Raw genomic sequence first — 25,398 nt, forward strand, 5'->3', positions numbered from 1 at the left:
CGTTGTCTTGATCTGCGGCCATTGCCAGGGTCTGCTGCTTCATCTGCGGATAACGTTTGAGAAGCGACAACGGTGGACCTTGATCAGCATTGCCTTAACCATCTCGCTCGACGGATATGGAGCGGGCCCGGACCAAAGCCTCGATGATCCGCTCGGCGTGGGCGGAACGCAGCTGCACCAGTGGCTGCTGCCGACCCGCACGCTCCAGCGCACGCTGTTCGGCCAGGACGGCGGCAGCACGGGGGTTGACGATGATTTCGCCGCGCGCGGCTTTCAGAATGTTGGCGCATGGATTCTGGGGCGCAACATGTTCGCCCCCATGCGCGGCGAGTGGCAGGACAACACCTGGAAAGGCTGGTGGGGCGACGATCCGCCCTACCACGTTCCGGTCTTCATTCTGACCCACCATGCCCGGCCGCCGATCGAGATGGAAGGTGGCACAACGTTCCACTTCGTCACCGGCGGCATCCATGATGCGCTTGAACGGGCACGCGATGCCGCTGGCGGCAAGGACGTGCGGATCGGCGGCGGAGCCAACACCATCCGGCAGTACCTGCGTGAAGGCCTTATCGACGAACTGCACATCGCGGTCGCGCCGGTGTTGCTTGGCCGGGGAGAGCCGCTGCTGCAGGGGCTCGACCTGCGGGCGCTGGGCTACGAATGCGTTCAGTTCGTGGCGTCCGACAAGGCCACGCATGCCGTCCTGCGGCGCCACGCTAACCCGGCGCCTGAGCAGGCGTCGGCACAAGGCATGCCCAGGAAGATCACCGTCGAAACCAGTGTCCACGCGCCCATCGACCGCGTGTGGGCCGCCTGGAATGACCCGCGCGCCATGGAGCAGTGGAACGCCGCCTCGCCCGACTGGCACACACCGCGCGCCAGCGTGGATCTGCGCGAAGGTGGCAAGTTCTGCGCGCGCATGCAGGCGCGGGACGGCAGCGTCGGCTTCGACTTCGAGGGCACGTACACCCGTGTCGCACCGCAGCGCCTGATCGAATACACCCTGGGCGACGGGCGCAAGGTGCGCGTCGAGTTCACTCCACTGACCAATAGCATCAGGGTGCGCGAGTCCTTCGACGCCGAGGAGAGCCACAGCGCCGAACAGCAGCGCCAGGGCTGGCAAGCCATCCTGGACAACTTCGCGCGGTACGTCGAGCACCGCGCCTGTTCACCCACAGCAACGCAAGGAGCAACCCATGAAACCCAATCCCGTCGTCTGGTTCGAGATCCATGTGCAAGACATGGCGCGCGCGCGCAAGTTCTACGAAGCGGTGTTCCAGTGCCAGCTGGAAACACTGAAATCACCCGCGGGCGAAGCCAACGGCATGCAGATGCTGTCCTTCCCCGGCGACATGACCACCATGGGCGCCAGCGGCGCGCTGGTCAAGATGGAAGGAGTGCCCTCCGGGGGTGGCGGCGGCACGCTGGTTTACTTTGCCTGCGAGGATTGCGCTGTCGAGCAGGGCCGGGTCGAAAAGGCCGGCGGCAAGGTGTTCAAGCCGAAATTTTCGATCGGCGAATATGGCCAATGCGCTATGGTGAACGATACCGAGGGCAACATGATCGGCCTGCATTCAATGAAATGACGCAGGCCGTGCAGGCTGGCTAGCCGCCGCGTTGCCGCAGCGCTTCGTAGAGGCACACGCCACTGGCCACCGACACGTTGAGGCTCTCCACCGCGCCCTTCATGGGGATGCTCACCAGTTCGTCGCATGTCTTGCGCGTGAGCTGGCGCATGCCGTCGCCCTCGGCGCCCAGCACCAGGGCCACGGGGCCTTTCAGATCAACCTGGTACACGGTTTTGGGCGCGTCGTCGCTGGTGCCGATGCACCAGATGTTGCGCTCCTTGAGTTCACCCAGCGTGCGTGCCAGGTTGGTGACCATGAAGTACGGCATGGTCTCGGCCGCGCCGCTGGCCACCTTGGCCACGGTGGCATTGATGCCCACGGCGTGGTCCTTGGGGGCGATGACGGCATGCGCGCCCGCACCGTCGGCCACGCGCAGGCAGGCGCCCAGGTTGTGCGGGTCGGTCACGCCATCAAGCACCAGCAGCAGGGGCTGCTCGATGCCATCGGCTTCGAGGTTTTCAAGCAGTTCGTCGAGCGAGGTGACCTGTGCCACGGGCTCCACGCGCGCCGCGACGCCCTGGTGGCCATGGCTTCCGGCCAGCTTGGCAATGCGCACGCTGTCGGCCTCGATCAGGCGGGCACCGGCCTCGCGGGCACGGTCGAGAAACTGGCGCATGCGGGCATCGCGCCGCGTCACCTCGTAATAAATCTCGATGATGGATTTCGGCGCGGTCTTCAGACGCACACCCACGGCGTGAAAGCCGAAGAGAACTTTGGGGCTGGACATGGGGGGATTATCCGGGCATTGCCGGCGCCCCCAGAGTTGCACCCTTCAGGCAACGGGCCATACAAGTGCATCGAGAGGCAACGGGGTTGCGCAAAGGGCTTGCTCTCAAGCGCCTAAAATCGCGGTCTTCCATTTAGCGATCTGCTGGACGGCGCTGCTTTTACGTGCCGTTTTTGCTGCCCATGTGGCTTTACGGGTTGGACTTTTTCCAACCCCCTTGATTGATGGCCCCCCGCGGTTTTGTGCACATGTTGCCGCGGCCACTGGCCTGTTTTACCTTTGTTTAATACCATGATTTTTAACCCGCTTCGCTGGGCACAGCGCACGAGCCTGGTCACACAAATTGTGATCGCCATGATTGCAGGCATCGCGCTGGCCGTGTTGTTTCCGGCTGCCACACCCAAGGTGGCCATTTTGGGCACGCTGTTCATTTCAGCGCTCAAGGCCGTGGCACCTGTGCTGGTGTTCATTTTGGTGATTGCCGCCATCAGCAACCACAAGCCCGGCGAAGCCACCCACGTGCGCCCGGTGCTCTTTTTGTATCTGGTGGGCACACTGGTGGCGTCCGTGGTGGGCGTTACGGCCAGTCTGTGGTTTCCGTCCACACTGGTGCTGCAAGCCCCGGCGCAGGCGGCTAACGCCCCCATGCACATCCAGGATGTGCTGCTGGCGCTGCTCATGAACGTGGTGGACAACCCTGTGCGGGCGCTGATGAATGCCAACTACATCGGCATCCTGGCCTGGGCGGTGGGCTTTGGCATGGCCATGCGCCACGCCAGCGCCGGCACCCGCACCGTCATGCACGACTTGTCGGCCGGCATCACGGTCATCATCCAGGTGGTGATCCGCTTTGCACCACTGGGCATTTTTGGCCTGGTGGCCAGCACCTTTGCCGAAGCCGGTGCGCAGGCGCTGTGGGGCTATGCGCACCTGCTGGCCGTGTTGCTGGGCTGCATGGTGTTTGTGGCTCTGGTGGTCAATCCGCTCATCGTTTTCCTGGCGCTGCGCATCAATCCGTATCCGCTGGTGTTTACCTGCCTGCGCGAGAGCGGCGTGACGGCGTTTTTCACGCGCAGCTCGGCGGCCAATATCCCCATCAACCTGGCGCTGGCAAAGCGCCTGAACCTGAACGAGGACACCTACAGCATCGCCATTCCGCTGGGAGCCACCATCAACATGGCTGGTGCGGCCATCACCATCAGCGTGCTGTCGCTGGCGGCAGTGCACACGCTGGGCATTGCGGTTGAAGTGCCCACCGCCCTGCTGTTGTGCGTGGTGGCGGCCGTCTGTGCCTGCGGTGCTTCGGGCGTGGCCGGTGGATCGCTGCTGCTCATTCCGCTGGCGTGCAGCCTGTTTGGCATCAGCAACGATGTCGCCATGCAGGTGGTGGCCATCGGTTTCATCATCGGCATCCTGCAGGACTCGGCCGAAACGGCGCTCAATTCTTCGACCGATGTGCTCTTCACGGCCGTGGCCTGCCGCTGGGCAGAACCACAGCCCCCGTCAGCGCGCTAAAACGTTACCGGACACCGACCGGGTCAGGTGCTGACCCGGCCTGCCTCGATGCTGATAAGGCGGTCGCAGCGCTGGGCAATGGCCCGATCGTGCGTGACCAGCACCAGCGTGGTGCCCTGCTCGCGGTTGAGGTCAAACATCAGCTGCATGATGGTTTCGCCGGTGGCGAAGTCGAGGCTGCCGGTGGGCTCGTCGGCCAGCAGCACGGCGGGCTGCATCACAAAAGCACGTGCCAGCGCCACGCGCTGCTGCTCGCCACCGCTCAGCACCTTGGGATAATGCCCCAGGCGCTGACCCAGCCCGACATGCTTGAGCATCTCGGTGGCCGCCTTGCGGGCATCGCTGCGGTCGGCCAGTTCGAGCGGCAGCATGACGTTTTCAAGTGCTGTGAGGTTGCCCATCAGCTGAAAACTCTGAAACACGAAGCCCACCTTTTGCGCACGCAGCGCGGCCCGGCCGTCTTCACTCAGCGCAAACAGATCCTGGCCGTCAAGCCGCACGGTGCCGCGCGTAGGCGTATCAAGGCCCGCAATGATGGACAGCAGCGTGCTTTTTCCAGAGCCGGACGCGCCAACAATGGCCACGGTTTCCCCAGACTCCAGGCGGAAATCGATATCACGCAGAATGTCCAGTGTGCCGGTGGAATCCGTCACCGACTTGAATACATGCTCGACCGCAATAATGGGTTTGGCTGGTGACTGGGTAGGTTCGGACATGAAAGGTTTTTTATTTTGATTTGCGATCTGCATCGACGCCACTTTATCCTGACCGCTGCAGCCGGCGCGCTGGCGGGGCTTTATGCCCCGGCAGCGATGGCGCAAAAGCCTGCCCCGGTGCGACAACAGGTCATCCTGGTGCTGGGCGATTCCCTCAGCGCCGAATATGGCCTGCCGCGCGGAACGGGTTGGGTGGCACTGCTGGAAAAGCGCCTGGCGCAGGAAGAGATAGCCGCCACTGTGGTGAACGCCAGCGTGAGCGGAGAAACCACGTCCGGCGGTCGCTCCCGCCTTGCGGCGCTGCTGGCGCAGCACCAACCCAGCCAGGTGGTGATCGAGCTGGGCGGCAATGATGCCCTGCGGGGCCTGCCACTGAAAAATACCGAAGAAAACCTGACGTGGATGGTGCAGACGGCCCAGAAATCAGGAGCCAAGGTGCTGCTGGTGGGGATGCAGGTGCCCCCCAATTACGGAACCGACTATGCCAACCGCTTTGCGGCCACCTTTACGACCGTGGCCAAGGCGCGCAAGGTGGGCGTGGTGCCGTTTTTCCTCAAGGGCGTGGCCGATGGCCCCGACCCGACCCGCCTGTTCCAGCCAGACCGCATCCACCCGCGCGCCGAGGCGCATCCGCAGATGCTGGCCAATGTGTGGCCGGAACTCCAGAAGCTCTTGCGTTAAAGAGCCCCGGGCGAAATCAACTGCCGGTTGACTCCGATGGGTCTGCAGGTGCGGGAGACGCAAAAGCGGCGGGGCCGTCGGTGGGCTGCCCATCTTGCGGCTCGTCAGGCCGGCGATGAGTTTTGGCTTTGAGCTTCTCTTCCTTTTTTTTCTTTTTGGCGAGTTCGCGCTGGCGCTTTTCGTATCCGTAGTTGGGTGTTGCCAAGGTATTTGCTTCCTAAAGTAGGGGCCCACTGTAACAGCTTGCCCTTGGAGGCGGGCCCAGACCGCGCTTCACTGCGTGGGGGAAACCGCTGCGCGGTAGGCGTGCCAGCTGGCGTGGCCCAGCACCGGCCCGGCCAGCAATAGGCCCGCCCCCCAGAACCACAGTGACACCACCACGATGAGGGTGATCAACAAACCCCACAGCAGCATGACAGCAGGGTTTTCCAGCACCACGCGCATACTGGTGATGCCTGCGGTCAGCGCATCGGTATCACGGTCCAGGATCATGGGAATGGAGACCACCGAGGTCGAGAAAACCAGCGCTGCAAAAGCCCCCCCCACCGCCATGTAGACGCCGACAAATCCCCAGTTCTGGGGGTTGAAGATGGCCGCCATCACCCCGGTGGTAGAGGGCATTCCGGTGTTGAAAAACACCGCAAACACTACCAGCGACGCCCGGCCCCACAGCAACTCCAGCACCACCAGCACGAGCACCAGCATGCCCATGCTGCCCATGTGCTTGTCCCAGCAGGTGATGGACTGCCCCAGATCGGGCGCCTGGCCAGCCTCGCGGCGCCGACTGGTGTCATAAAGGCCCATGGCCAGAAACGGCCCTACCAGCAGGCACCCACTGGCCAGCGACATGGTGTATTCGGGCCGTGTGCGAAACACCCAGCCCAACACCAGCGCCATGCACCAGAAACATGCGCCATAAAACAGGGCGATGCCGGGCGCGGCCACCACATCCTGAAGGCCCTTGCGCAGCCAGCGAAAGGGATCTGCGAGGCGCAGGGGATTGAGTGCGATCGCCACGGCAGTGGCAGGCGGGACTTGGGCGGCAGGAGGTGCGGACATGGCAGTGATGGAGGTAATGGCAGAAGGTGCAAGAGGGTTTATGGGGACGACGGACACAACGTCCGTTGACACATATCAACACCCTAAGCCACCTGACCGCCACGCGCCACTGAGGAAACTACCACCCCCGCAGCACTCCCGCCCCGCCTTCAGGCCGCTCCAAATGCTCCGCGCATGGCCTGCTCCAAATCTTGGCGGAGGTCTTCCACCTCCTCCAGCCCCACGGAAAAGCGCACCAGGGTGCCTGGCTGCAAGTGCGGCGCGGGCCGGCTGCGCATGGATGCAAGCTGGTAGGGAACCACCAGGCTCATGGGGCCGCCCCAGCTGTAGCCCAGCTTGAACAGGCGCAAGCCATCACAGAACGCGTCAACCTGCTGCTGGCTGAAACGCGCGTCGATCATCACGCTGAACAAACCCGCCGCAGCGCCATGGCCATCGTTTGCAGCGCCGCACAGCGCCTGCCAGTGGGCGTGGCCCGGTGCACCGGGCAGCACCGGATGCAGCACTTGCGCCACGGCGGGCTGCTGCAGCAACCACTGGGCCAGCTGGCGTGCCGCAACGTCGTGTGCACGGTAGCGCAAACCAATGCTGGGCAAGGCGCGCAGTACGGCTTCGGCATCGTTGGCTGCGATGCCCAGGCCCAGGCGCATGTGCGTGAGCTTGACTTTCATGTGCAGGGCCGGATCGCGCGTGATCACACTGCCCATCAGCACATCGCCGCCGCCACTGGGGTATTTGGTCAGCGCATGCACCGAAATATCGACGGCCAGGCTGCCGCTGCCGTCTCCTGCCAGATCAAAGGGCGCAAACGCGAGGCCGGCGCCCCAAGTGTTGTCGAGCGCCGACGTGACCCCCCGGGCACGGCAGATGCGCACCTGTTCACACAGATCAGGGAATTCCATGGTCACCGAACCAGGTGCCTCCAGCCACACCAGGCGCGTGGCCGGTGTGATGCGCGCTGCCAGATCGGCGGGGTCGAGCGGGTCATACAGCACATGGTGAATGCCGAAGCGAGCCAACTCGCCGTTGGCCAGGTCTTTGCTGGGACCGTAAGCGTTGTCGGGAATCAGGACTTCATCACCGGGCTGGAGCAGGGCCAGGGCCACATTGGCAATGGCCGCAAGGCCACTGGGCACCAGCACGCATTGCAGCCCGCCCTCCAGGGCGCACAGGCGCTCTTCCAGCGTGAACGTGGTGGGCGTGCCATGCAGGCCATAGGTGTAGCCGCTCTTGTCTTTCCATTCGCGCGAGCGCATCGCGGCCACGCTAGGGAAAATAACCGTAGATGCCTTGAACACACCAGGCTGGGGCGCGACAAATCCGGCAGGCGGGACATAAGGGTGATGGACGATGCGGGTTGCTGGCCCAAAAATGGTGTCTTCAGTCATGCCAGCCATGGTAGCGCGCCCACGGCCGTAGCCTGCGGCACCACCGGGCCGCAAGCCCGGGTGCAGCACCCCCATGCGTAGGTGGGGGCGAGATGCCTGTGGCTTAGCTGGGCACCTTGAGATTGTTGGTAACCGATGTCACGCCCTTCACCTCTTTGGCGATGGTTTCAGCGCGCTCGCGGGCGCTTGCATTGGGTGCGGGACCAGAAAGTGTGACTGCGCCGGCACGGGTGTCGACGTCGATCTTGAACGCGCTCAGATCTGGGTCCTTGGCCAAGCCAGCAGACACCTGCGCTGTGATCGTCGCGTCATCCATTGCGCCCATGGCAGCAGTGCCCATTTCCTGGGCGCCCGACTGCACCTTGGCAGCGCCCTCTTCGACCTTGGTTTCCGCATTCTTGAGGGCGTTTTCTGCCTTCACCTTCGCATCCGCGGCGGCCTGTTCGGTTTGCTGCACGGCGGAATCGAGTTTTTGGCCCACGGTGGGCTGCTCTTGCTTGTCGCACGCGGCCAGACCCAAAGCCAAGGCGCTGACACCAAGAATGCTCAGGATGCGCTGCGAACCACTGTGCGAAAAATGACGGATATTCATGTGATCACTCCTTCCATATAAAAGATGGTGTGAATGTAGGCAGCACATCGTGACGCCTGGGGTCGGACAGCGCCGAATGGGCTGTAGGACAACAGCATCAACCTGCTCTGCCCCTCGCGAAAGACAGTTGCGCGCGGGGATGCCTTCGGGTGCGCCAGGCCGATGCAGCGGCGACAATTGCAACGATGTCACTGCACACCTTGTCCCGCTGGCTTCCGTTTCTGAACTGGCCGCGCCCAGAACTGGCCTTGCTCAAGGGCGAATTCTGGGCCGGAATGACCGTCGGCCTGATGCTGGTGCCGCAGGGCGTTGCCTACGCCGCGCTTGCAGGGATGCCCCTGGTGACCGGCATCTATGCATCCCTCGTGCCGGCTCTGGTGGCCGTGCTGTTCAGCGCCTCCACGCGCCTGGGCGTGGGGCCCACGGCACTGACCAGCCTTCTGATCGGCGCATCGCTAACGGGGCTGGCCGAACCCGGCAGTGCGCAGTGGGTGGCCATGGCGGCCTGGATGGCGATCCTGTCAGGACTGTTGCAGCTGGTGATGGGGCTGGCGCGCTTTGGCTGGTTGCTCAATCTGGTGACCTCACCGGTGCTCAGCGGCTTTACCCAGGCAGCGGCGCTGCTGATTCTTTCGTCCCAGCTCGGGGCACTGACCGGGCTGCGCTCCGATCTGGGCGCCTTGTGGACGACGCCCTCGCTGGGCCATTTCGATCTGACAGCAGCGGCCTTCGGCCTGGGTAGCCTGGTGTTGCTGATAGTGGCGCGTCGGCTGCGCCCGGGCTTTCCGGCTGCCATCGTGGTCCTGGGGGCTGCGGGTGCCGTCAGCTGGGCCCTGGGCTACGCCGAGGCCGATGGTGCGGTGGTGGGAGCCTTGCCGGCCGGCCTGCCCAGCTTTTACTGGCCGGGCGCCCTGCCCTGGTCCAGCTTTTCGGCACTGGTCATGCCGGTGCTGGTGGTGACGCTGGTCAGTTTTCTCGAAACCGCTTCCAGCGCCAAGGTGGACAGCCAGCGCTCGGGAGAGCGCTGGAACGAAAACCAGGACCTGATCGGTCAGGGACTGGCCAAGATCAGCAGCGGCCTGTGTGGCAGCTTTGCCACCAGCGCTTCATTCTCTCGCTCGGCCATCAACCTGTATGCCGGCGCCCGCAGCGGCTGGGCCACCGTGTTTGCCATTGCCCTGGTGCTGGTGGTGCTGCTGTGGCTGACACCAGCGCTTTACCATGTGCCGCAATCGGTGCTGGCCGCCGTGGTGGTGACGGCTGTCACCAGCCTGATCAAACCAGGCAGTTTTGTGCGGTTGTGGCGGATTTCCCGCATCGAGGCGGTCATTTCTGGCGTTACCTTCAGTTTGACACTGGCCACGGCCCCCCGCATGTACTGGGGTGTGCTGGTGGGCCTGCTGATGAACCTGAGCCACTTTTTGTACCAGCGCCTGCACCCGCGCATCATCGAGGTGGGATTGCACCCCGACGGCAGCCTGCGCGACCGGCATCTCTGGCAACTGCCCGCGCTGGCGCCCCATCTGCTGGCCTTGCGCATGGATGCCGAACTCGACTTTGCTTCCGCCAGCGCGCTGGAACGCCGTGTGATGGACCACCTGGGCCTGCACCCCGATGTGGTGCATGTCTGCCTGCTGGCCCAGCCCATCAACCGCATCGACGTGACGGGTGTGGAAACCTTTGCCAACCTGGTTTCCACACTGCGTGCCCGCACGGGCACGCTGCATCTGAGCGGGCTCAAGCTGCCCGTGGAACAGGTGCTGCGCCGCGCCGGGGTGCTGGAGCCCGGCCCGGGTCTGGCCATGTACCGCACCGACGCCGAAGCCTTGCTGGCCCTGCAGCAACTGCCGGGACCGGCCCACAACGCCAGTGATGGCGTCGCAGACAGCCAAAAAGCAAGGGCCGACTGATACACTCGCAGGCTACTTATGGCCCTCAAAATCCGTGCCTGATCCGGCTTCCCACATCGTAGACCTGCGCGACCTGCGCCTGGACACTGCGCACGCTCTGGTAGCCCAGGCCAGCGGGAGCGAGGCCGCCCTGCGCCGCGATCAGCCCTCACGGTACCTGCAGGGCCTGATCGACGGGCTGTGCGAACTCTCTCTCAAAGACCACCTCACCGGGCTGGCGAACCGTCGCCATTTCCGTGCGGTGCTAGAGCGTGAAATCGACCGCGTGACACGCTCGGGTGAAGCCGCCTTGCTGCTGATGCTGGACATCGACCATTTCAAGCAGATCAACGATACCTACGGGCATCTGGCCGGTGACGTGGTGCTGCAGTCGGTGTCGCGCACCCTGAGCGCCTGCGTGCGCCCCATGGACACACTGGCGCGCTACGGTGGCGAAGAATTTGCAGTGGTGCTGCCCGCCTGCCAGGCAGGCTTTGGCAAGGTGGTTGCCGAGCGCATTCGCCGTGCCGTGGCCAACACGCCGGTGCGCATTTCGCCTTCGGTTGAAGTCAACGTCACGCTCAGCATTGGTGGCGCTTTCGCCATGCAATGGATCCGCTCCACCACCCTGCTCTGGACAGACCGCGCAGACCACCAGTTGTATAACGCAAAATCCATGGGCCGCAATTGTGTGAGCATTGAGGAGCAACCCGACAGCACGGTCAGTGCCGAAGAAAAGAGCCTGTTGTTCGGCCCGCTCTACACGCCGTCGGGCTGGGGCGATTTGCCTCCGCTGGACCCCGCAGGCAGCGTCTACTGAAAGTAATGAGATGAGCGACGCGCTGTCCCCCCCCAACAACACCCCGGCTGCCCCTGTGCCGCCCACCACGCCCCCCGTTGCGGCGCTAGGCACCGGTGCACGCATCATTGCCGTCACCAGCGGCAAAGGCGGCGTGGGCAAGACCTTTGTTTCTGCCAACCTGGCTGCAGCCCTGACCCGACGAGGCCAGCGTGTGCTGGTGCTCGACGCCGACCTGGGCCTGGCCAACCTTGACGTGGTGCTGAACCTGCACCCCAAGATCACGCTGCACGACGTATTCACCGGCAAGGCTGCTCTGCAGGACGCCATCATCCAGGCGCCCGGCGGTTTTTCGGTGCTCCTGGCGGGCTCAGGCATGGTCGAGTATTCGCGCCTGACCCCCGAGGTGCGCAACCAGTTTCTGAACGTCATCCAGGCGATCACGCCCAAGTACGACGTGGTGCTGCTCGACACCGGCGCCGGCATCTCTGATGTGGTGCTGTTTTCCGTTTCGCTGGCATCCGAGGTGCTGATCGTGGCCACCCCTGAGCCCACCTCGCTCACCGATGCCTATGCGGCCATCAAGGTGCTGGCAATGCAGCAAAAACGCCAGCATGTGCGCATGGTCATCAACCAGGCCGCCCGCCCGGGCGATGGCCGTGCCATCACCAGCCAGTTGCAGCAGGTGCTCGACCGCTTTGTCAGCACCGAATCGGGCCGCGCCATGCGCCTGATTCACATGGGCGACATCCCGGCCGATCCTGCGGTGCGGGATGCCGTCATGCGCCGACAGCTGCTGCTGCTGCAAACGCCGGGCTGTGCTGCGGCGCTGGCCATTGCCCAGCTGGCCAACAAGATCGAATCCACGCTGCTGGTGCCCACCGCCTGAGCGCACGGCACCGGCGCAGCGCCTGCCCGCGGGCGGGTGCGCCGTTCTGAGATATCCGCCGTGAACCCAGTCCTGAACATCTCCTGCTACAAGTTCGTGCCCTTGCCCGATGCAGCGGCATTGCACGATCTGCTGCACGAGCGCGCCATGGCTGCCGCGCTCAAGGGCACCATTTTGCTGGCCCATGAGGGCATCAATATGTTTTTGGCAGGCCCGGCAGCGGCGGTGCGCGGCTTTGTCGATGCCCTGCGCACCGACCCGCGCTTTGCCGACCTGGCCCCCAAGGAGAGCTGGTCAGGCACTGTGCCGTTTCGCAAGATGCTGGTGAAGGTCAAGCGCGAGATCATTCGCATGGACCACCCCGCCATTCAGCCCTCGGCAGGCCGGGCACCGGCCGTGACACCGGCCACCCTGCACCGCTGGCTGGCCCAGGGCCACGATGATGCGGGCCGCCCGGTGGTGACGCTGGACACACGCAATGCCTTCGAGGTGGATGAAGGCACGTTCGACAACGCCATCGACTGGCGCATCGACAAATTCACCGAGTTCCCCCCGGCCCTGCGGGCCCGCAAGGCCGAGCTGGCGGACAAGACGGTGGTGAGCTTTTGCACCGGTGGCATCCGCTGCGAAAAGGCCGCCATCCTGATGCGCGAGGAAGGCCTTGCGCATGTTTACCAGCTCGAAGGCGGCATCCTGAAATATTTCGAAGAGACGGATGGCGCGCATTACCACGGCGGCTGTTTTGTGTTTGACGAGCGCCGCACGCTGGCCGCTGATCTCGCTGTGGGCACCCTCCGCGCCAAGGCTGAAGACGCTATAAATACATGAGCTATCAGCGCTTACACCATAAGCGCTAGAGGCCTATTTAGCTGCAAACCTGCGTACAACCTTGCATCACGGCTTGAAACGGTGCGCCGGCAAGGGAATCCGCTCGGTGTCTCCGGGCACCTGACCCATCTGATCGGTTTCCCAGTCGTGGGCTGCCTGCACGATGCGGTCTTTGCTGCTGGAGACAAAGTTCCACCACATGTGGCGGGGTGCATCCAGCGGCGCACCGCCTATCACCATCAGCCGCGCCCCTGTGGCGCCCGCCTGCAACCGCGCCGATGCGGCGGGCGGCAACACGGCCATGGTGTGCTCGGCCAGCGGCTGGCGATCAAGCCGCACGGCGGCATCCACCGGGTACACCGCCATCTCCTGCGCCAGGGCGGGCAGCTCTAGCACGCCTTGTGGCGGCAGCTGCACATCCAGGTACAGCGTGGGCAACAACGCGGCCACCGGCGAGGTCACGCCAAACGCCGACCCGATGAGCACCCGCACCGTGGCGTCGCCCACCGATCGCTGCGCAATGGCGCTGGCAGGTGTGTGCGTGAACGAAGGCGGGCAGTCTTCCTGCCCCAGTGGCAGTGCAGACCACAGCTGGATGCCGTGGTTGACATAGCTTTGGCTGGCCAATGCCAAAGGCCGGCGCTCGGAATGCACGATGCCGCGCCCGGCGGTCATCCAGTTGATGGCGCCGGGCTCAATCTGCTGCACGCTGCCCAGGCTGTCGCGGTGCATGATGGCACCCGAAAAAAGGTAGGTCACGGTGGCCAGGCCGATGTGCGGGTGCGGCCGCACGTCGTATTCGTCCGTAGGCTGCACGGTAACGGGGCCAAAGTGGTCAAAAAACAGAAACGGCCCCACCGATTTGCGCTGCACGGCGGGAAGGAGCCTGCGCACCGTAAACCCGCCCCCTAGATCCTTCAAATGACCGGAGAGCACCAGTGGCGCCATGCTCATGCCATGCGCTCCACGGTGGTGGTGATTTCGGTGGTGACGGCCGTCATGAGCTTGTGCACCGGGCATTTGTGCGCAACGGCCTGCAGCTCTTGCAACTGGGCATCGCTGAGATCGCCACTGATCTGCATACGGGCTGCAAGGTGGTAGGTGCCCGCGCGCTCGGCCGAAGCGTCGCGCTCGATCACCGTGCGCACGTCGGTCACGGGAATGCCCTTGCGGCGCGCGTACCAGAGCACCGTGAGCGCCTTGCACGAACCCAGCGCCGCGTCATACAGGTCGTGCGGGTTGGGGCCTGTGTCGTCGCCTCCCTCTGCAGCGGTGCCATCCACCACCAGCGCGTGGCTGCGAATGGTCAGCGTTTGCGCCATGGGCGTGGAGACGATGCGATTGAGTTCAATGGCCATGGGGCAACTCCAAAATGGTTTTGATGTATCAGTCGCCCAGGCGTGCCGCAACTGCCGCCACGCGCTGGCCCAGCAACCGGCCCGTTTCCAGATCTCCGGGCAACATTTCGGCGGCAGAGGCATCCGAGGGCGACTGCGCCATGGCGCCGCTGAACGCGCCCATCCAGTTGACATCGTTGCGCGTGGCCGCCTTCGAGTTGGCAGGCATCATGCCCGCGCCCACCCACAGCCCGCCATGCTGCATGGCCAGATGAAACAGATAGTCGAGCGTGACCTGCTTGTCGCCGTTGATGCTGGCACTGTTGGTGAAGCCCGCAAAGAGCTTGTCTTTCCAGGACTGGTTGAACCAGGGCTTGGACGAGGCATCCGCAAATTTTTTGAACTGCCAGCTTGGGCCTGCCATGTAGGTGGGAGAGCCCATGATGATGGCCTTGGCGGCCAGCAGGGTCTCCCAGCCGCCTTCGGGCAGGTTGCCGTCGGCATCAATCGCCACCAACTGGGCGTCCGCGCCATCGGCCACGGCCTGGGCCATGCGCTGGGTGTGGCCGTAGCCGGAGTGATAAACCACTGCAATCAAAGACATGGATGAATCCTTCTATGCAAGAGAAAAAAGACCCACGCGTCACCCTCGGAAAGGTGGGGTGGACCGAGAAATACGTTCGCAGAGCTTAGCTGGCTGCGCGCTGGCCGTCCACGCTCCAGGCGCCGGCACCACGGCCACCGGATTTTGCAAAGAGGCCGATAGGGTGAGCGCCAGAAAAAAAGAACCAGACAAACCGGCAGCGGCGCAAATCTCAGGCGGCCAGGTCAAACACCAGCACCTCGGCGTCCTGGGCATCGGTCAACGCCAGGGACGACTCGTTTTCGAGCAGCGCGGCATCGCCTGCGGCCAGTGGCTGGCCATTCACACACAGCGCACCGCGCACCAGGTGCACATAGGTCTTGCGTGTCGGGCTCAGGGGCTGGGTGACGGCCTCCGGGCCATCCAGCAGCCCCGCATACAGCGCGGCATCGGCATGCACGGTAACCGAGCCCTGCGCTCCGTCGGGTGAGGCCACGAGCCGCAATGCACCGCGTTTTTCGGCGGCAGTGAACGTCTTTTGCTCGTAGCTGGGCGCAATGCCCCGCTCGTCGGGCACTATCCAGATCTGCAGAAAATGCGTGGTCTGGCCGGCAGCGTGGTTGAACTCGCTGTGCGTCACACCGGTGCCAGCGCTCATGCGCTGCACGTCGCCGGGCGGAATGCCCTTCACGTTGCCCATGCTGTCCTTGTGGGCCAGCTCGCCCGACAGCACATAGCTGATGATCTCCATGTCGCGGTGGCTGTGGGTGCCAAAGCCAGTGCCGGGCGCAATGCGGTCTTCGTTGATGACGCGCAGGTTGCCAAAGCCCATGTGGCGCGGATCGTGGTAACCCGCAAAGGAAAAGCTGTGGAAGGAATGGAGCCAGCCATGGTCAGCGTGGCCCCGGTCTTGCGATTTTCGAACAGTCAGCACGGTCATTGCTCCTTTCAAGACTCGACTGTAGGGGGCGGGCCTGCGCTGCAGGGTCTGGGGGATTGTCGGAATCGTTCAAAAAATCTGAACTAACATGGCTGCACCATGCCCCACGCCTACGACGTTCTCACCCCGGACAGCCTTGCCATGCTGCAGGTGATTTCGGAAACCGGCAGCTTTGCGGCCGCAGCCCGGCACCTGGGCCTGGTGCCCAGCGCGCTGACCTACCGGGTGCGCCAGATCGAAGACGCCCTGGACGTGCTGCTGTTTGATCGCACAGCCCGCCAGGCACGCCCCACCGAAGCCGGCGCCGAGCTGCTGCGCGAAGGCGCACGGCTGCTGCGCGAGATCGATGCCGTGGCCAACCGCGTGCGCCGCGTGGCCACAGGCTGGGAGCCCCAGCTCACGATTGCCGTGGACGGCGTGGTCTCCCCACACACCATGCTGGAACTGGTCGATGCGTTTTATGCCATGGCCCCGCCCACCCACCTCAAACTGCGTGACGGCATCATGACCGGCACCCTGGAGGCTCTGACCACCGGCAACGCCGATCTGGCCATTGGCGTCTCGGCCGAGGGCTCGAACGTGGCCGGCCTGCAGCAAGGGCTGCTCGGCGAGTTGCGGTTCATCTACGTGGTGGCACCGCACCACCCGCTGGCGGCGGTGCCAGAGCCCATCACCGACGCCACCTTGCTGCAGCACCGCGCGGTGGCCGTGGCCGACTCGGCGCAGCGCGGCGGTGCCACCATGGGCCTGCTGGGCGGGCAGGATGTGCTCACGGTGGACACCATGCAGGCCAAGGTGCAGGCGCAGCTGCGCGGCCTGGGCGGAGGCTTTTTGCCGGAACCCATGGTGCGCCCCTATGTGGAGGCCGGCCATCTGGTGGCACGCCGCGTAGCCCGGCCCGAGCGCAGCCTGCGCATTCACTATGCATGGGGCGGCCCCGGTTTCACGACGCCCGGGCGCGCACTGCAATGGTGGCTGAATCAGCTGCAAAGCACGGCCACGCGCCATGCCCTGCTGGAAAACCACCATCATTTCTGATGTCCGACCCCGCGCCACGCGTGTAGAGTGGCTCTTATTAGATTTCTCCAGCCGACCGTCTCCGAAAGGCCTTCCATGACAAAACCCGTTTCCCGCCCCGCCAAACGGCCCCGACGCCCCGGCACCCCGGCAGCAGCACCCGCCCAGCGCCAGTCCGGCAAGGCAGCAAAGACCGGCAAGACACCACGCCATTTCGCCATCATTGGTGCAGGCATGGCCGGCGTGGTGTGTGCGCGCACGCTGGTGCAGGCAGGCCATCAGGTCACCGTTTTTGAAAAATCGTCCAAGGCCGGTGGTCGAACCACCACCATCGACTCCCCCTTTGGCAGCTTTGATGCGGGTGCGCAATATTTCACCGTACGCGACCCGCGCTTTGCCCAGGCCATCGACACCGTTCCCGGCGTGTGCCGGCCCTGGAGCGCCAACGCCGTGCGCGTGCTCGACGCGGCTGGCCGCGTGGCGGCCGCGGGCCTACCCACGCGCGAACCCCACTGGGTGGCCAGCCCGGGCATGAACGCCCTTGTCACCACCTGGGCCGCCCCCTTGCTGCAGGCAGGCCAGCTCATCACCGACACCCGCGTGAGCAGCATTGAACGCGACCCCCTCAATGGCACCCACTGGCAAGTGCGCACCGAAGGCCAGGGCGGTGCACAGCATGTCTATGCCGGTTTCGACGCGGTGCTGCTGGCCCAGCCCGCCACGCCCGCCCAGGCACTGCTGGCGGTGTCGGGGCTGGACACCCCGCTGAACGCCGCCCTGTCGCGCGTGACCACTGCGCCCTGCTGGACACTCATGCTTGCCTACCCGCAGGCCGTGCGCCCGGACCTGACCACCCTTGGCCCCCAGTGGAACGCGGCACGCAGCACCCACCACCGCATTTCTTGGCTGGCACGCGAGTCGTCCAAACCCGGCCGCACCACCGTCGAACGCTGGACGGTGCAAGCCAGCCCGGCCTGGTCGGCAGAACACCTTGAAGACGACGCGGATCGCGTGCAATCCAAGCTGCTGAAGGCGTTTTCCGAGGTCACCGGCATTCGGGCGCAACCCGCCCATGCCGACACGCGCCGCTGGCGCTATGCCCAGACCACGCAGCCCCTGGGGCAAAGCCATCTGTGGGACGCCAGCCTGGCCTTGGGCGCCTGCGGCGACTGGTGCCTGGGCCACCGCCTGGAAGACGCCTTTGTGTCCGGCCTGGAGATGGCACTCGCCGTGGCATGACGCGCGGCGAAGGGGCCCAACGGGAGGCCACCACCTACCAGGGCCGCTTCGCCCCCTCGCCCACCGGCCCGCTGCATGCAGGCTCGCTGGTGGCGGCGCTGGCCAGCTGGCTGGATGCGCGGGCCTGGGAAGTTGGCCACAGCGGGCGCGGCGGGCGCTGGCTGGTGCGCATCGAAGACGTGGACACACCGCGCTGCGTTCCTGGCGCGGCCGATGTCATCTTGCAGCAGCTGGCCACCTGCGGCTTGCTGCCCGACGCACCGCCGGTGTGGCAATCCGCACGCGGCGCCCTGTACCAGCAGGCACTGGACCAGCTCATTGCGCAGGGCCATGCCTACCCCTGCGCCTGCTCGCGCAAAGACATCGAAGACGCCCACGCGGCGCAAGGCCATGACCGCACACGCCATGCCACCTTGCCCTACCCCGGCACCTGCCGCCACGGCCTGCGCGGGCGGCCCGCACGATCCTGGCGGTTCAACACCACGGACTTCAAGCCAAAACACCCTCTAGCGCTTATAGATAAAGCGCAAGCAGCTACATTTTCAATAGCAGATGGCACAGTGCGTTGGGCAGACCGCCGCCTCGGCCCCCAGGCGCAGCATGTGGCCAGCGCGGTGGGCGACTTTGTGCTGCGCCGCGCAGACGGCCTGTGGGCCTACCAGCTGGCCGTGGTGGTGGACGATGCAGCCCAGCACATCACCCACGTGGTGCGCGGCGAAGACCTGGCCGACAACACACCCCGCCAGATCCTGCTGCAGCAGGCACTGGGTGTGGCGACCCCCAGCTACCTGCACACCCCGCTGGTCTGTGGCGCCAACGGCGAAAAGCTCTCGAAACAAAACGGTGCCACAGCGCTCGATCTTCACGATCCCTTGCTGGCCCTGGGCAACGCCGCCCGGGTACTCGGCCTTCCATCGGTCGAACAGATTCACAAAAATACGCTACCTGAGGCCCTGGAGATATGGGTCAACGCCTGGGCGCGAACCTACAATGGCCCACCGTGACCGAACCGATCATTTCTCCAGCCCCCGAGCACGCTGCAGCCGCTTCACCCGCTGCAGCCCGTGCATCCGACGGCACACCGCCTCCCGGCGTGGCCTACCCCAAAACCATCAAGAGCTTTGTGCGCCGTGCAGGGCGCACCACCACGGGCCAGGCCAAAGCCTTTGAAGACCTGGGCCCCCGCTTTGTGCTGCCCTATGCAGCCGCCCCGCTCGACGCGGCCGCCGCCTTTGGCCGCAGCGCGCCGCTGGTACTCGAAATCGGCTTTGGCATGGGCGAGGCCACAGCCCACATCGCCCGCGTGCGCCCAGACGACAATTTCCTGTGCTGCGAAGTGCACGAGCCCGGTGTGGGCGCGCTGCTCAAGCGCATTGGCGAGCAAGGCCTGACCAATATCCGCATCCTGCAGCATGACGCTGTCGAGGTGATCGACAACATGCTGCCGTCCGCTTGCCTGGACGGCATTCACATCTTCTTTCCCGACCCGTGGCACAAGAAGAAGCACAACAAGCGCCGCCTCATCCAGGCGCCCCTTGTTGCCAAGCTGGCCGAGCGCCTCAAGCCCGGCGGCTATTTGCACTGCGCCACCGACTGGCAACCCTATGCCGATCAGATCCTGCAGGTGCTGGGCGCAGAACCCATGCTCGCCAACACCGCCGAAGGCTTTGCTCCGCAACCCGATTACCGTCCCCTGACCAAATTTGAAAACCGTGGCCTGCGACTGGGGCACGGCGTCTGGGACGTAGTTTTCGTGCGACGCAACTGAGCTCCCGACAGGCTTTCGCTCACTCCCGCTCACCTCTACCAGCGCCGCAGCTCCTTCATGAAGCCCATCTTGCAAAACCTGGTCGAAATGACCGGCCACCGAGACCATTTGCGCCTTGAGGTGTCCGTGCTCTCAACCCTGCAAAAGCTCAGTGCCACCACCGAAGTGCGAGCCCTCGAAGTGTTCACCGACGACGGTGCCACCCACGTGCGCCCGCGCACCTGGGTGCAGGATGGGGACCTGGTCTCCACCGACTCGGAAGCCGCCAGCGACCCGCAACGCGAACCCCTGAACAGTTACCCTGCCCTGTGCCAGTGCATCGAAAAACGCGAAATCCGGGCCACGGCCAGCATGGACAAGGGGCGCTACACGCTGTGGTTGCCCGTGTGGATGCACGACAAGGTCAGCACCTGCCTGGAGATCACACAATCGCGCCCCTTTTCCGCCCACAAGCTCGATGTGATCCAGGGCATTTTTCACGTTTACCAGAACTACCAAAGCCTGCTGGACTACAGCGAACGCGACGCCCTCACGGGGCTGCTCAACCGCAAGACCTTTGACGAGCAGTTTTCCCGCAGCACCGCCGATAGCCTGGCCCGCCGCTTGCGCCCAGCCACAACGGGCTTGGCGGTTGACGAAGAGGCATCATGCTGCGAACCCCCTGTCGAGCAATGGCTGGCCGTGGTGGACGTGGACCATTTCAAGCAAGTCAACGACCGCTTTGGCCATCTGTATGGCGACGAGGTGCTGATCCTGATTGCCAACATCCTGCGCAGCTCCTTTCGCAGCCACGACCGCATTTTCCGCTTTGGCGGCGAAGAGTTTGTGGTGCTGCTGCGCGCCACCAGCCTGGCCACGGCCCACAAGGTGTTCAACCGCTTTCGCCTTGCCGTGCAGGAATACCCGTTTCCCCAGGTGGGCCAGGTTACCGTGAGCCTGGGCTTTGTCAGCACATCCAGGGGCGCGCCGGTAGAGATCCTGGGTCAGGCCGACCAGGCGCTCTATTACGCCAAGGAAAACGGCCGCAACCAGGTCTGCTTTTACGATGAGCTCATCGCCAGCGGCCAGCTGAAAACCAAGGTGGCCAACGACGATGTGGAGCTGTTTTGAGAGCCTGGTGAAGACCTGCGCACGCACATCGATCCAGCGGATGACTTTCTAGTCCAGCAGCCGTTCGATGGCACCCAGGTCCACCGCATCGCATTGGGTGGCAGGCAAATAGCGCTGGGCAAAGTCCCACCACCCCCCTTTTTTTGACGATCAGCGGGCATGGCCGCTGACCGTTACACCTGCTGGGTCACCCAGCCGACGACCGAGGCCAGGGCCGCAGGCAGCTTGGACGCATCGGTTCCACCGGCCATGGCCATGTCGGGCTTGCCGCCGCCCTTGCCGCCCACCTGCTGGGCCACAAAGTTCACCAGCTCACCGGCCTTGAGACGGCCCACGCTGTCGGCCGTGACGCCTGCGGCGATCTGCACCTTGTCGCCATCCACAGCAGCCAGCACGATGGCGGCGGTCTTGAGCTTGTCCTTGAGCTTGTCCATGGTGTCGCGCAGGGTCTTGGCGTCCGCACCGGGCAGCACCACGGCCAGCACCTTCATGCCCTTGACATCCACCGCCTGCGTCAACAACTCGTCGCCCTGGGCGGACGCCAGCTTGCCCTTGAGCGCAGCGACTTCCTTCTCCAGCGTGCGGGCGTTCTCCAGCGCCTGGGCAATGCGGGCGTTCAGCTCGGCCACGGGCGACTTGAGGGCGCCAGCGGCCTGGTTGACGGTGTCTTCCAGCGTCTGCAGGTAGGCCAGCGCGTTGGCGCCGGTCACCGCCTCGATGCGGCGCACACCGGCGGCCACACCGCCCTCGCCCACCACCTTGAACAGGCCGATGTCGCCCGTGCGGTGCACGTGCGTGCCGCCGCACAGCTCGCGGCTGGTGCCGATGTCGAGCACGCGCACGGTTTCGCCGTACTTCTCGCCAAACAGCATCATGGCGCCGGTCTTCTGGGCTGATTCGATGTCCATTACGCGCGCCTGCGTGGCCACGTTGGCCAGGATTTCCTCGTTCACACGGCGCTCGATCTCGCGGATCTCGGCGTCGGTGACGGGGGCGTTGTGCGCAAAGTCAAAGCGCGTGCGGTCGGCGTTGACCAGGCTGCCCTTTTGCTGCACATGGCTGCCCAGCACTTCGCGCAGGGCCTTGTGCATGATGTGCGTGACCGAGTGGTTGCGCATGGTGGCGGCGCGCACGGCCTGGTTCACCTGCGCCTGCACCGTGTCACCCACATTCAGCGTGCCCTCTTCCAGCGTGCCGTGGTGGCCGAACACGTCGGCCTTGACCTTGAGCGTGTCGCCCACCGCAAAACGGGCCGAGCCGCTGGTGATGACGCCTTCGTCACCCACCTGGCCGCCGCTCTCGGCATAAAACGGGGTCGTGTCGAGCACCACCACACCGGTTTGACCTGCTTTAAGGGCTGCGGCGCTTGTCCCGTCAACGTAAATTGCTACGATTTTTGCAGTCTCGGCAAGGTTTTCGTAGCCCGTGAACTGGTTGGCCACGCCGGTGTACTCCAGCGCCTTGTCCATCTTGAACTTGCCTGCAGCGCGGGCTTGTGCCTTCTGCTTTTCCATGGCGGTTTTGAAGCCCGCCTCGTCCACCTCGACGTCGCGCTCGCGGCACACATCGTTGGTCAGGTCGAGCGGGAAGCCGTAGGTATCGTGCAGCTTGAAGGCCACGTCGCCGGGCAACACCTTTGCACCGCCGTCCAGTGTTGCGTCCAGAATTTCCATGCCGTTGGCCAGCGTTTCAAAGAAGCGCTCTTCCTCGGCCTTGAGCACGTCGGTGATGCGCTGTTCCTGAGCACGCAATGAAGGATAGGCATCCCCCATCAGGCGCACCAGATCGGCCACCAGTTTGTGGAAGAACGGCGTCTTCTTGCCCAGCTTGTAACCGTGGCGGATGGCGCGGCGCACGATGCGCCGTTGCACGTAGCCACGGCCTTCGTTGCTGGGGATCACGCCATCGCTCACCAAAAATGCGGTGGCGCGGATGTGGTCGGCAATCACGCGCAGGCTCTTGTTGTCCAGGTCGGCAACGCCGGTTTCGCGGGCTGCGGCCTTGATGAGCTGGTCGAAGATGTCGATTTCGTAGTTGCTGTGCACGTGCTGCAGGATGGCGGCCAGGCGCTCCAGGCCCATGCCGGTGTCCACGCAAGGTGCGGGCAGCGGCGTGACGGCGCCGGTTTCGTCCATGTTGAACTGCATGAACACGTTGTTCCAGATCTCGATGAAACGGTCGCCGTCTTCATCAGGGCTGCCTGGAGGGCCGCCGGCAATGTGGTCGCCGTGGTCGTAGAAGATTTCGCTGCACGGGCCGCAAGGGCCGGTGTCGGCCATCATCCAGAAGTTGTCGCTCTTGTAACGGCCGCCCTTGTTGTCGCCAATGCGGATCACGCGCTCGGGCGGCAGGCCGATTTCCTTGGTCCAGATGTCGTAGGCCTCGTCGTCTTCCTGGTACACGGTGGCCAGCAGGCGCTCGGGTGGCAGCTTGTAGACCTCAGTCAGCAGCTCCCACGCCCATTTCAGCGACTCGCGCTTGAAATAGTCACCAAAGCTCCAGTTGCCCAGCATCTCGAAGAAGGTGTGGTGGCGCGCGGTATAGCCCACGTTTTCCAGGTCGTTGTGCTTGCCACCGGCACGCAGGCAGGCCTGCACCGAAACGGCGCGGTTGTAAGGGCGCTTGTCGGTGCCCAGAAACACGTCCTTGAACTGCACCATGCCCGAGTTGGTGAACATCAGCGTCGGGTCGTTGCCCGGCACCAGCGGGCTGGATGCCACGATGGTGTGGCCTTTGGAGGCGAAGAAGTCCAGAAAGGACTTGCGGATGTCGGCAACGGAAAAAGTTGGAGTGCTCATGGTGTGTACGTTGGGTTGTGCACGGGGCGATGCCGCACAGGGTTGGCACGCGTGGGCCAACCGGCGATTATAAGTTTGCAACCTTGTCACCATCGGCGCAGCCACTGGGCTGTGAACAGGCTATTCTTTTGCCTCGTTTGTGCCTGCTTGCCAGCATTTCGGCACCAGCCACCCCGTTCACCCCTCAACTCACCCGGATGCCTACGGCCATGTCCTCTTCGCCTCTTACACAGCTCAAAGACCCGACCCTGCTCAAGACCGACGCGCTCATCAACGGGCAATGGGTGGCCGGTGCCAGCCGCTTTGATGTGCACGACCCCGCCACCGGCACCAAACTGGCCGACGTCGCCAACCTGGGACCAGCAGACGCCGAGGCGGCCATTGCCGCCGCCAACGCCGCCTGGCCGGCCTGGCGCACCAAAACCGCCAAGGAGCGCAGCATCATCCTGCGCAAGTGGTACGACCTGCTCATGGCCAACCAGGACGATCTGGGCCGCATCATGACCGCCGAGCAGGGCAAGCCGCTGCCAGAGGCCAAGGGCGAAGTGGCCTACGGCGCCAGCTTTGTGGAATGGTTTGCGGAAGAAGCCAAGCGCGTCAATGGCGAGACGCTGCCCCAGTTCGACAACAACCGGCGCCTTTTGGTCCTGAAGCAGCCCATCGGCGTGTGCGCAGCGATCACGCCCTGGAATTTCCCGCTGGCCATGATCACCCGCAAGGTCGCCCCGGCGCTGGCCGCCGGTTGCCCGGTGGTCATCAAGCCCGCAGAGCTGACGCCGCTAACCGCCCTGGCCGCCGCCGAGCTGGCGGTGCGCGCGGGCATTCCGGCGGGTGTGCTCAACATCCTCTCGGCCGATGCCGCCAACTCCATTGCCATCGGCCAGGTGCTGTGCGCCAGCGACGTGGTGCGCCACATCAGCTTCACCGGCAGCACCGAGGTGGGCCGCATTCTCATGGCGCAGTCGGCCCCCACGGTCAAGAAAATGTCGCTCGAACTCGGCGGCAACGCTCCCTTCATCGTGTTTGACGATGCCGACATCGACAGCGCCGTGGAAGGCGCCTTTGCCAGCAAGTACCGCAACGCCGGGCAGACCTGCGTGTGCTCCAACCGCTTTTATGTGCAGGAAGGCGTGTACGACGAATTCGTGGCCAAGTTCGCCGCCAAGGTCAAAACCGCCAAGGTGGGCAACGGCTTTGAGGACGGCGTGAACCAGGGCCCGCTGATCGAGGAGGCCGCACTGGAAAAGGTGCAGCGCCATGTGGATGACGCGGTGGCCAAGGGCGGCGTGGTGATGGTCGGCGGCAAACGCCTGCAAAGCATGGGCTCGGGCCAGTTCTTCGAGCCCACGGTGGTGGCCAACGCCACGCCCGACATGCTGTGCGCACGCGAAGAAACCTTCGGCCCGTTTGCCCCGGTGTTCCGCTTCAAGACCGAGCAGGAGGCCATTGCTGCGGCCAACAACACCGAGTTCGGGCTGGCCAGCTACTTCTACAGCCGCGACGTGGGCCGCATCTTCCGCGTGGGCGAGGCGCTCGAATACGGCATGGTGGGCATCAACGTGGGCATTCTGGCCACCGAGCATGTGCCCTTCGGCGGCGTCAAACAGTCGGGCCTGGGCCGCGAGGGCTCGCACCACGGCATGGACGACTACGTCGAGATCAAGTACCTGTGCCTGGGGGATATCCTGGAAAAGCAATGAACGATCGTGCGTCAATTGCTATTATTTCAATAGCTACTAACGATTTATGGTAAAGCGCTAGAGGCCAAAAACACCTAAAACCATGGAGAGCACCACCCCTGCGTGAAACGGGGCGTTGGTGCCTTGCGCTCCGCCCGCCCCTGAATATCAGCCCGGTTGCAATGGCGCAAAGGAGCGCAAACATGCCGCCTCCCG

The 25,398-nt window shown here is 64.4% G+C and carries 24 protein-coding genes and 2 pseudogenes; 15 read left to right on the forward strand and 11 right to left on the reverse strand.

Annotation, left to right across the window (positions count from 1 at the left end; translation table 11 throughout):
* Positions 1-79 precede the first annotated feature (79 nt).
* The 3 genes and pseudogenes from B7Y64_RS14795 to B7Y64_RS14805 form a co-directional block, all read left to right on the forward strand.
* Positions 80-712 (forward strand): annotated as a pseudogene (locus tag B7Y64_RS14795) (dihydrofolate reductase family protein); the annotation flags it as partial.
* A 39-nt stretch (positions 713-751) separates the two neighbouring features.
* Positions 752-1,096, forward strand: a pseudogene (locus tag B7Y64_RS14800) (SRPBCC domain-containing protein); the annotation flags it as partial.
* Positions 1,097-1,196: 100 nt separating this feature from the next.
* A complete protein-coding gene (locus B7Y64_RS14805; protein WP_291324838.1) occupies positions 1,197-1,586 on the forward strand; it encodes a VOC family protein in 390 nt (129 codons plus the stop codon).
* Between the two features lie 19 nt (positions 1,587-1,605).
* Here B7Y64_RS14805 and rlmB read toward each other — a convergent pair whose 3' ends face one another.
* Positions 1,606-2,355, reverse strand: a complete 750-nt coding sequence (gene rlmB / locus B7Y64_RS14810) for a 23S rRNA (guanosine(2251)-2'-O)-methyltransferase RlmB (RefSeq protein WP_291324839.1) — start codon at positions 2,353-2,355, stop codon at positions 1,606-1,608.
* Positions 2,356-2,646: 291 nt separating this feature from the next.
* On the opposite strand from rlmB, the gene sstT reads away from it, so the two are divergent.
* Positions 2,647-3,870 (forward strand): serine/threonine transporter SstT, encoded by a 1,224-nt coding sequence (gene sstT / locus B7Y64_RS14815; RefSeq protein ID WP_291324840.1) that lies wholly within the window; start codon positions 2,647-2,649, stop codon positions 3,868-3,870.
* A 23-nt stretch (positions 3,871-3,893) separates the two neighbouring features.
* On the opposite strand, the gene B7Y64_RS14820 is transcribed toward sstT, so the two are convergent.
* Positions 3,894-4,586: an ABC transporter ATP-binding protein gene (locus B7Y64_RS14820; RefSeq protein WP_111866633.1), complete on the reverse strand. Its 693-nt coding sequence runs from the start codon at positions 4,584-4,586 to the stop codon at positions 3,894-3,896.
* A 15-nt stretch (positions 4,587-4,601) separates the two neighbouring features.
* Between B7Y64_RS14820 and B7Y64_RS14825 the strand changes: the two genes are divergently transcribed.
* Positions 4,602-5,267, forward strand: a complete 666-nt coding sequence (locus tag B7Y64_RS14825; protein ID WP_291324841.1) for an arylesterase — start codon at positions 4,602-4,604, stop codon at positions 5,265-5,267.
* A gap of 16 nt (positions 5,268-5,283) precedes the next feature.
* On the opposite strand, the gene B7Y64_RS14830 is transcribed toward B7Y64_RS14825, so the two are convergent.
* From B7Y64_RS14830 to B7Y64_RS14845, 4 genes are all read right to left on the reverse strand, one after another.
* A complete protein-coding gene (locus B7Y64_RS14830; RefSeq protein ID WP_291324842.1) occupies positions 5,284-5,472 on the reverse strand; it encodes a hypothetical protein in 189 nt (62 codons plus the stop codon).
* A 68-nt stretch (positions 5,473-5,540) separates the two neighbouring features.
* Positions 5,541-6,326 (reverse strand): DUF2189 domain-containing protein, encoded by a 786-nt coding sequence (locus tag B7Y64_RS14835; protein WP_035241774.1) that lies wholly within the window; start codon positions 6,324-6,326, stop codon positions 5,541-5,543.
* A 149-nt stretch (positions 6,327-6,475) separates the two neighbouring features.
* Positions 6,476-7,723, reverse strand: coding sequence for a PLP-dependent transferase (locus B7Y64_RS14840; protein WP_291329234.1), 1,248 nt, complete (start codon positions 7,721-7,723; stop codon positions 6,476-6,478).
* Positions 7,724-7,817: 94 nt separating this feature from the next.
* A complete protein-coding gene (locus B7Y64_RS14845; protein ID WP_111866628.1) occupies positions 7,818-8,306 on the reverse strand; it encodes a BON domain-containing protein in 489 nt (162 codons plus the stop codon).
* A 185-nt stretch (positions 8,307-8,491) separates the two neighbouring features.
* Between B7Y64_RS14845 and B7Y64_RS14850 the strand changes: the two genes are divergently transcribed.
* From B7Y64_RS14850 to B7Y64_RS14865, 4 genes are read left to right on the forward strand one after another with little or no spacing between them, the layout of a single operon-like run.
* Positions 8,492-10,216 (forward strand): SulP family inorganic anion transporter, encoded by a 1,725-nt coding sequence (locus B7Y64_RS14850; RefSeq protein WP_291324844.1) that lies wholly within the window; start codon positions 8,492-8,494, stop codon positions 10,214-10,216.
* 34 nt (positions 10,217-10,250) lie between these two features.
* Entirely contained in the window at positions 10,251-11,015 is a 765-nt protein-coding gene (locus tag B7Y64_RS14855; RefSeq protein ID WP_291324845.1) for a GGDEF domain-containing protein, read from the forward strand.
* Between the two features lie 10 nt (positions 11,016-11,025).
* Positions 11,026-11,883 (forward strand): MinD/ParA family protein, encoded by an 858-nt coding sequence (locus B7Y64_RS14860; RefSeq protein ID WP_291324846.1) that lies wholly within the window; start codon positions 11,026-11,028, stop codon positions 11,881-11,883.
* A gap of 60 nt (positions 11,884-11,943) precedes the next feature.
* A complete protein-coding gene (locus B7Y64_RS14865) occupies positions 11,944-12,711 on the forward strand; it encodes a sulfurtransferase (protein WP_291324847.1) in 768 nt (255 codons plus the stop codon).
* Positions 12,712-12,777: 66 nt separating this feature from the next.
* On the opposite strand, the gene B7Y64_RS14870 is transcribed toward B7Y64_RS14865, so the two are convergent.
* From B7Y64_RS14870 to B7Y64_RS14885, 4 genes are all read right to left on the reverse strand, one after another.
* Positions 12,778-13,665: a pirin family protein gene (locus B7Y64_RS14870; RefSeq protein ID WP_291329236.1), complete on the reverse strand. Its 888-nt coding sequence runs from the start codon at positions 13,663-13,665 to the stop codon at positions 12,778-12,780.
* Entirely contained in the window at positions 13,662-14,069 is a 408-nt protein-coding gene (locus tag B7Y64_RS14875; protein WP_291324849.1) for an OsmC family protein, read from the reverse strand. The genes B7Y64_RS14870 and B7Y64_RS14875 overlap by 4 nt, the downstream gene beginning before the upstream one ends.
* Before the next feature lie 28 nt (positions 14,070-14,097).
* Positions 14,098-14,652 carry a flavodoxin family protein gene (locus B7Y64_RS14880; RefSeq protein WP_111866615.1) on the reverse strand — a complete coding sequence of 185 codons (555 nt, stop codon included), beginning with the start codon at positions 14,650-14,652 and terminating at the stop codon, positions 14,098-14,100.
* Between the two features lie 211 nt (positions 14,653-14,863).
* On the reverse strand, positions 14,864-15,565 hold the full coding sequence (locus tag B7Y64_RS14885) for a pirin family protein (protein WP_111866705.1): 702 nt from the start codon (positions 15,563-15,565) through the stop codon (positions 14,864-14,866).
* 105 nt (positions 15,566-15,670) lie between these two features.
* Here B7Y64_RS14885 and B7Y64_RS14890 point away from each other — a divergent pair, with 105 nt between their 5' ends.
* From B7Y64_RS14890 to B7Y64_RS14910, 5 genes are all read left to right on the forward strand, one after another.
* Positions 15,671-16,609, forward strand: a complete 939-nt coding sequence (locus B7Y64_RS14890; protein WP_114657007.1) for a LysR family transcriptional regulator — start codon at positions 15,671-15,673, stop codon at positions 16,607-16,609.
* A 75-nt stretch (positions 16,610-16,684) separates the two neighbouring features.
* Entirely contained in the window at positions 16,685-17,827 is a 1,143-nt protein-coding gene (locus B7Y64_RS14895; RefSeq protein ID WP_291324850.1) for an FAD-dependent oxidoreductase, read from the forward strand.
* Complete coding sequence (gluQRS, locus tag B7Y64_RS14900) at positions 17,824-18,831, forward strand: tRNA glutamyl-Q(34) synthetase GluQRS (RefSeq protein WP_291329238.1); 1,008 nt, start codon at positions 17,824-17,826, stop codon at positions 18,829-18,831. Before B7Y64_RS14895 ends, gluQRS begins: the two co-directional genes overlap by 4 nt.
* The gene (trmB, locus tag B7Y64_RS14905) at positions 18,789-19,595 is read left to right on the forward strand and encodes a tRNA (guanosine(46)-N7)-methyltransferase TrmB (protein ID WP_291324852.1); all 807 of its coding nucleotides are present in this window, start codon (positions 18,789-18,791) and stop codon (positions 19,593-19,595) included. The genes gluQRS and trmB overlap by 43 nt, the downstream gene beginning before the upstream one ends.
* Before the next feature lie 57 nt (positions 19,596-19,652).
* Positions 19,653-20,705, forward strand: a complete 1,053-nt coding sequence (locus tag B7Y64_RS14910) for a GGDEF domain-containing protein (RefSeq protein WP_291324853.1) — start codon at positions 19,653-19,655, stop codon at positions 20,703-20,705.
* 173 nt (positions 20,706-20,878) lie between these two features.
* Here the strand turns inward: B7Y64_RS14910 and alaS are convergent, their stop codons facing one another.
* Positions 20,879-23,503 (reverse strand): alanine--tRNA ligase, encoded by a 2,625-nt coding sequence (gene alaS, locus B7Y64_RS14915; RefSeq protein WP_291329240.1) that lies wholly within the window; start codon positions 23,501-23,503, stop codon positions 20,879-20,881.
* A gap of 209 nt (positions 23,504-23,712) precedes the next feature.
* Here alaS and B7Y64_RS14920 point away from each other — a divergent pair, with 209 nt between their 5' ends.
* Entirely contained in the window at positions 23,713-25,203 is a 1,491-nt protein-coding gene (locus tag B7Y64_RS14920; RefSeq protein WP_291326396.1) for an NAD-dependent succinate-semialdehyde dehydrogenase, read from the forward strand.
* Positions 25,204-25,398: the final 195 nt, after the last annotated feature.

The organism is Acidovorax sp. 35-64-16 (genome assembly GCF_002281195.1).
In the GTDB taxonomy this organism is placed as follows: domain Bacteria; phylum Pseudomonadota; class Gammaproteobacteria; order Burkholderiales; family Burkholderiaceae_C; genus Acidovorax; species Acidovorax defluvii.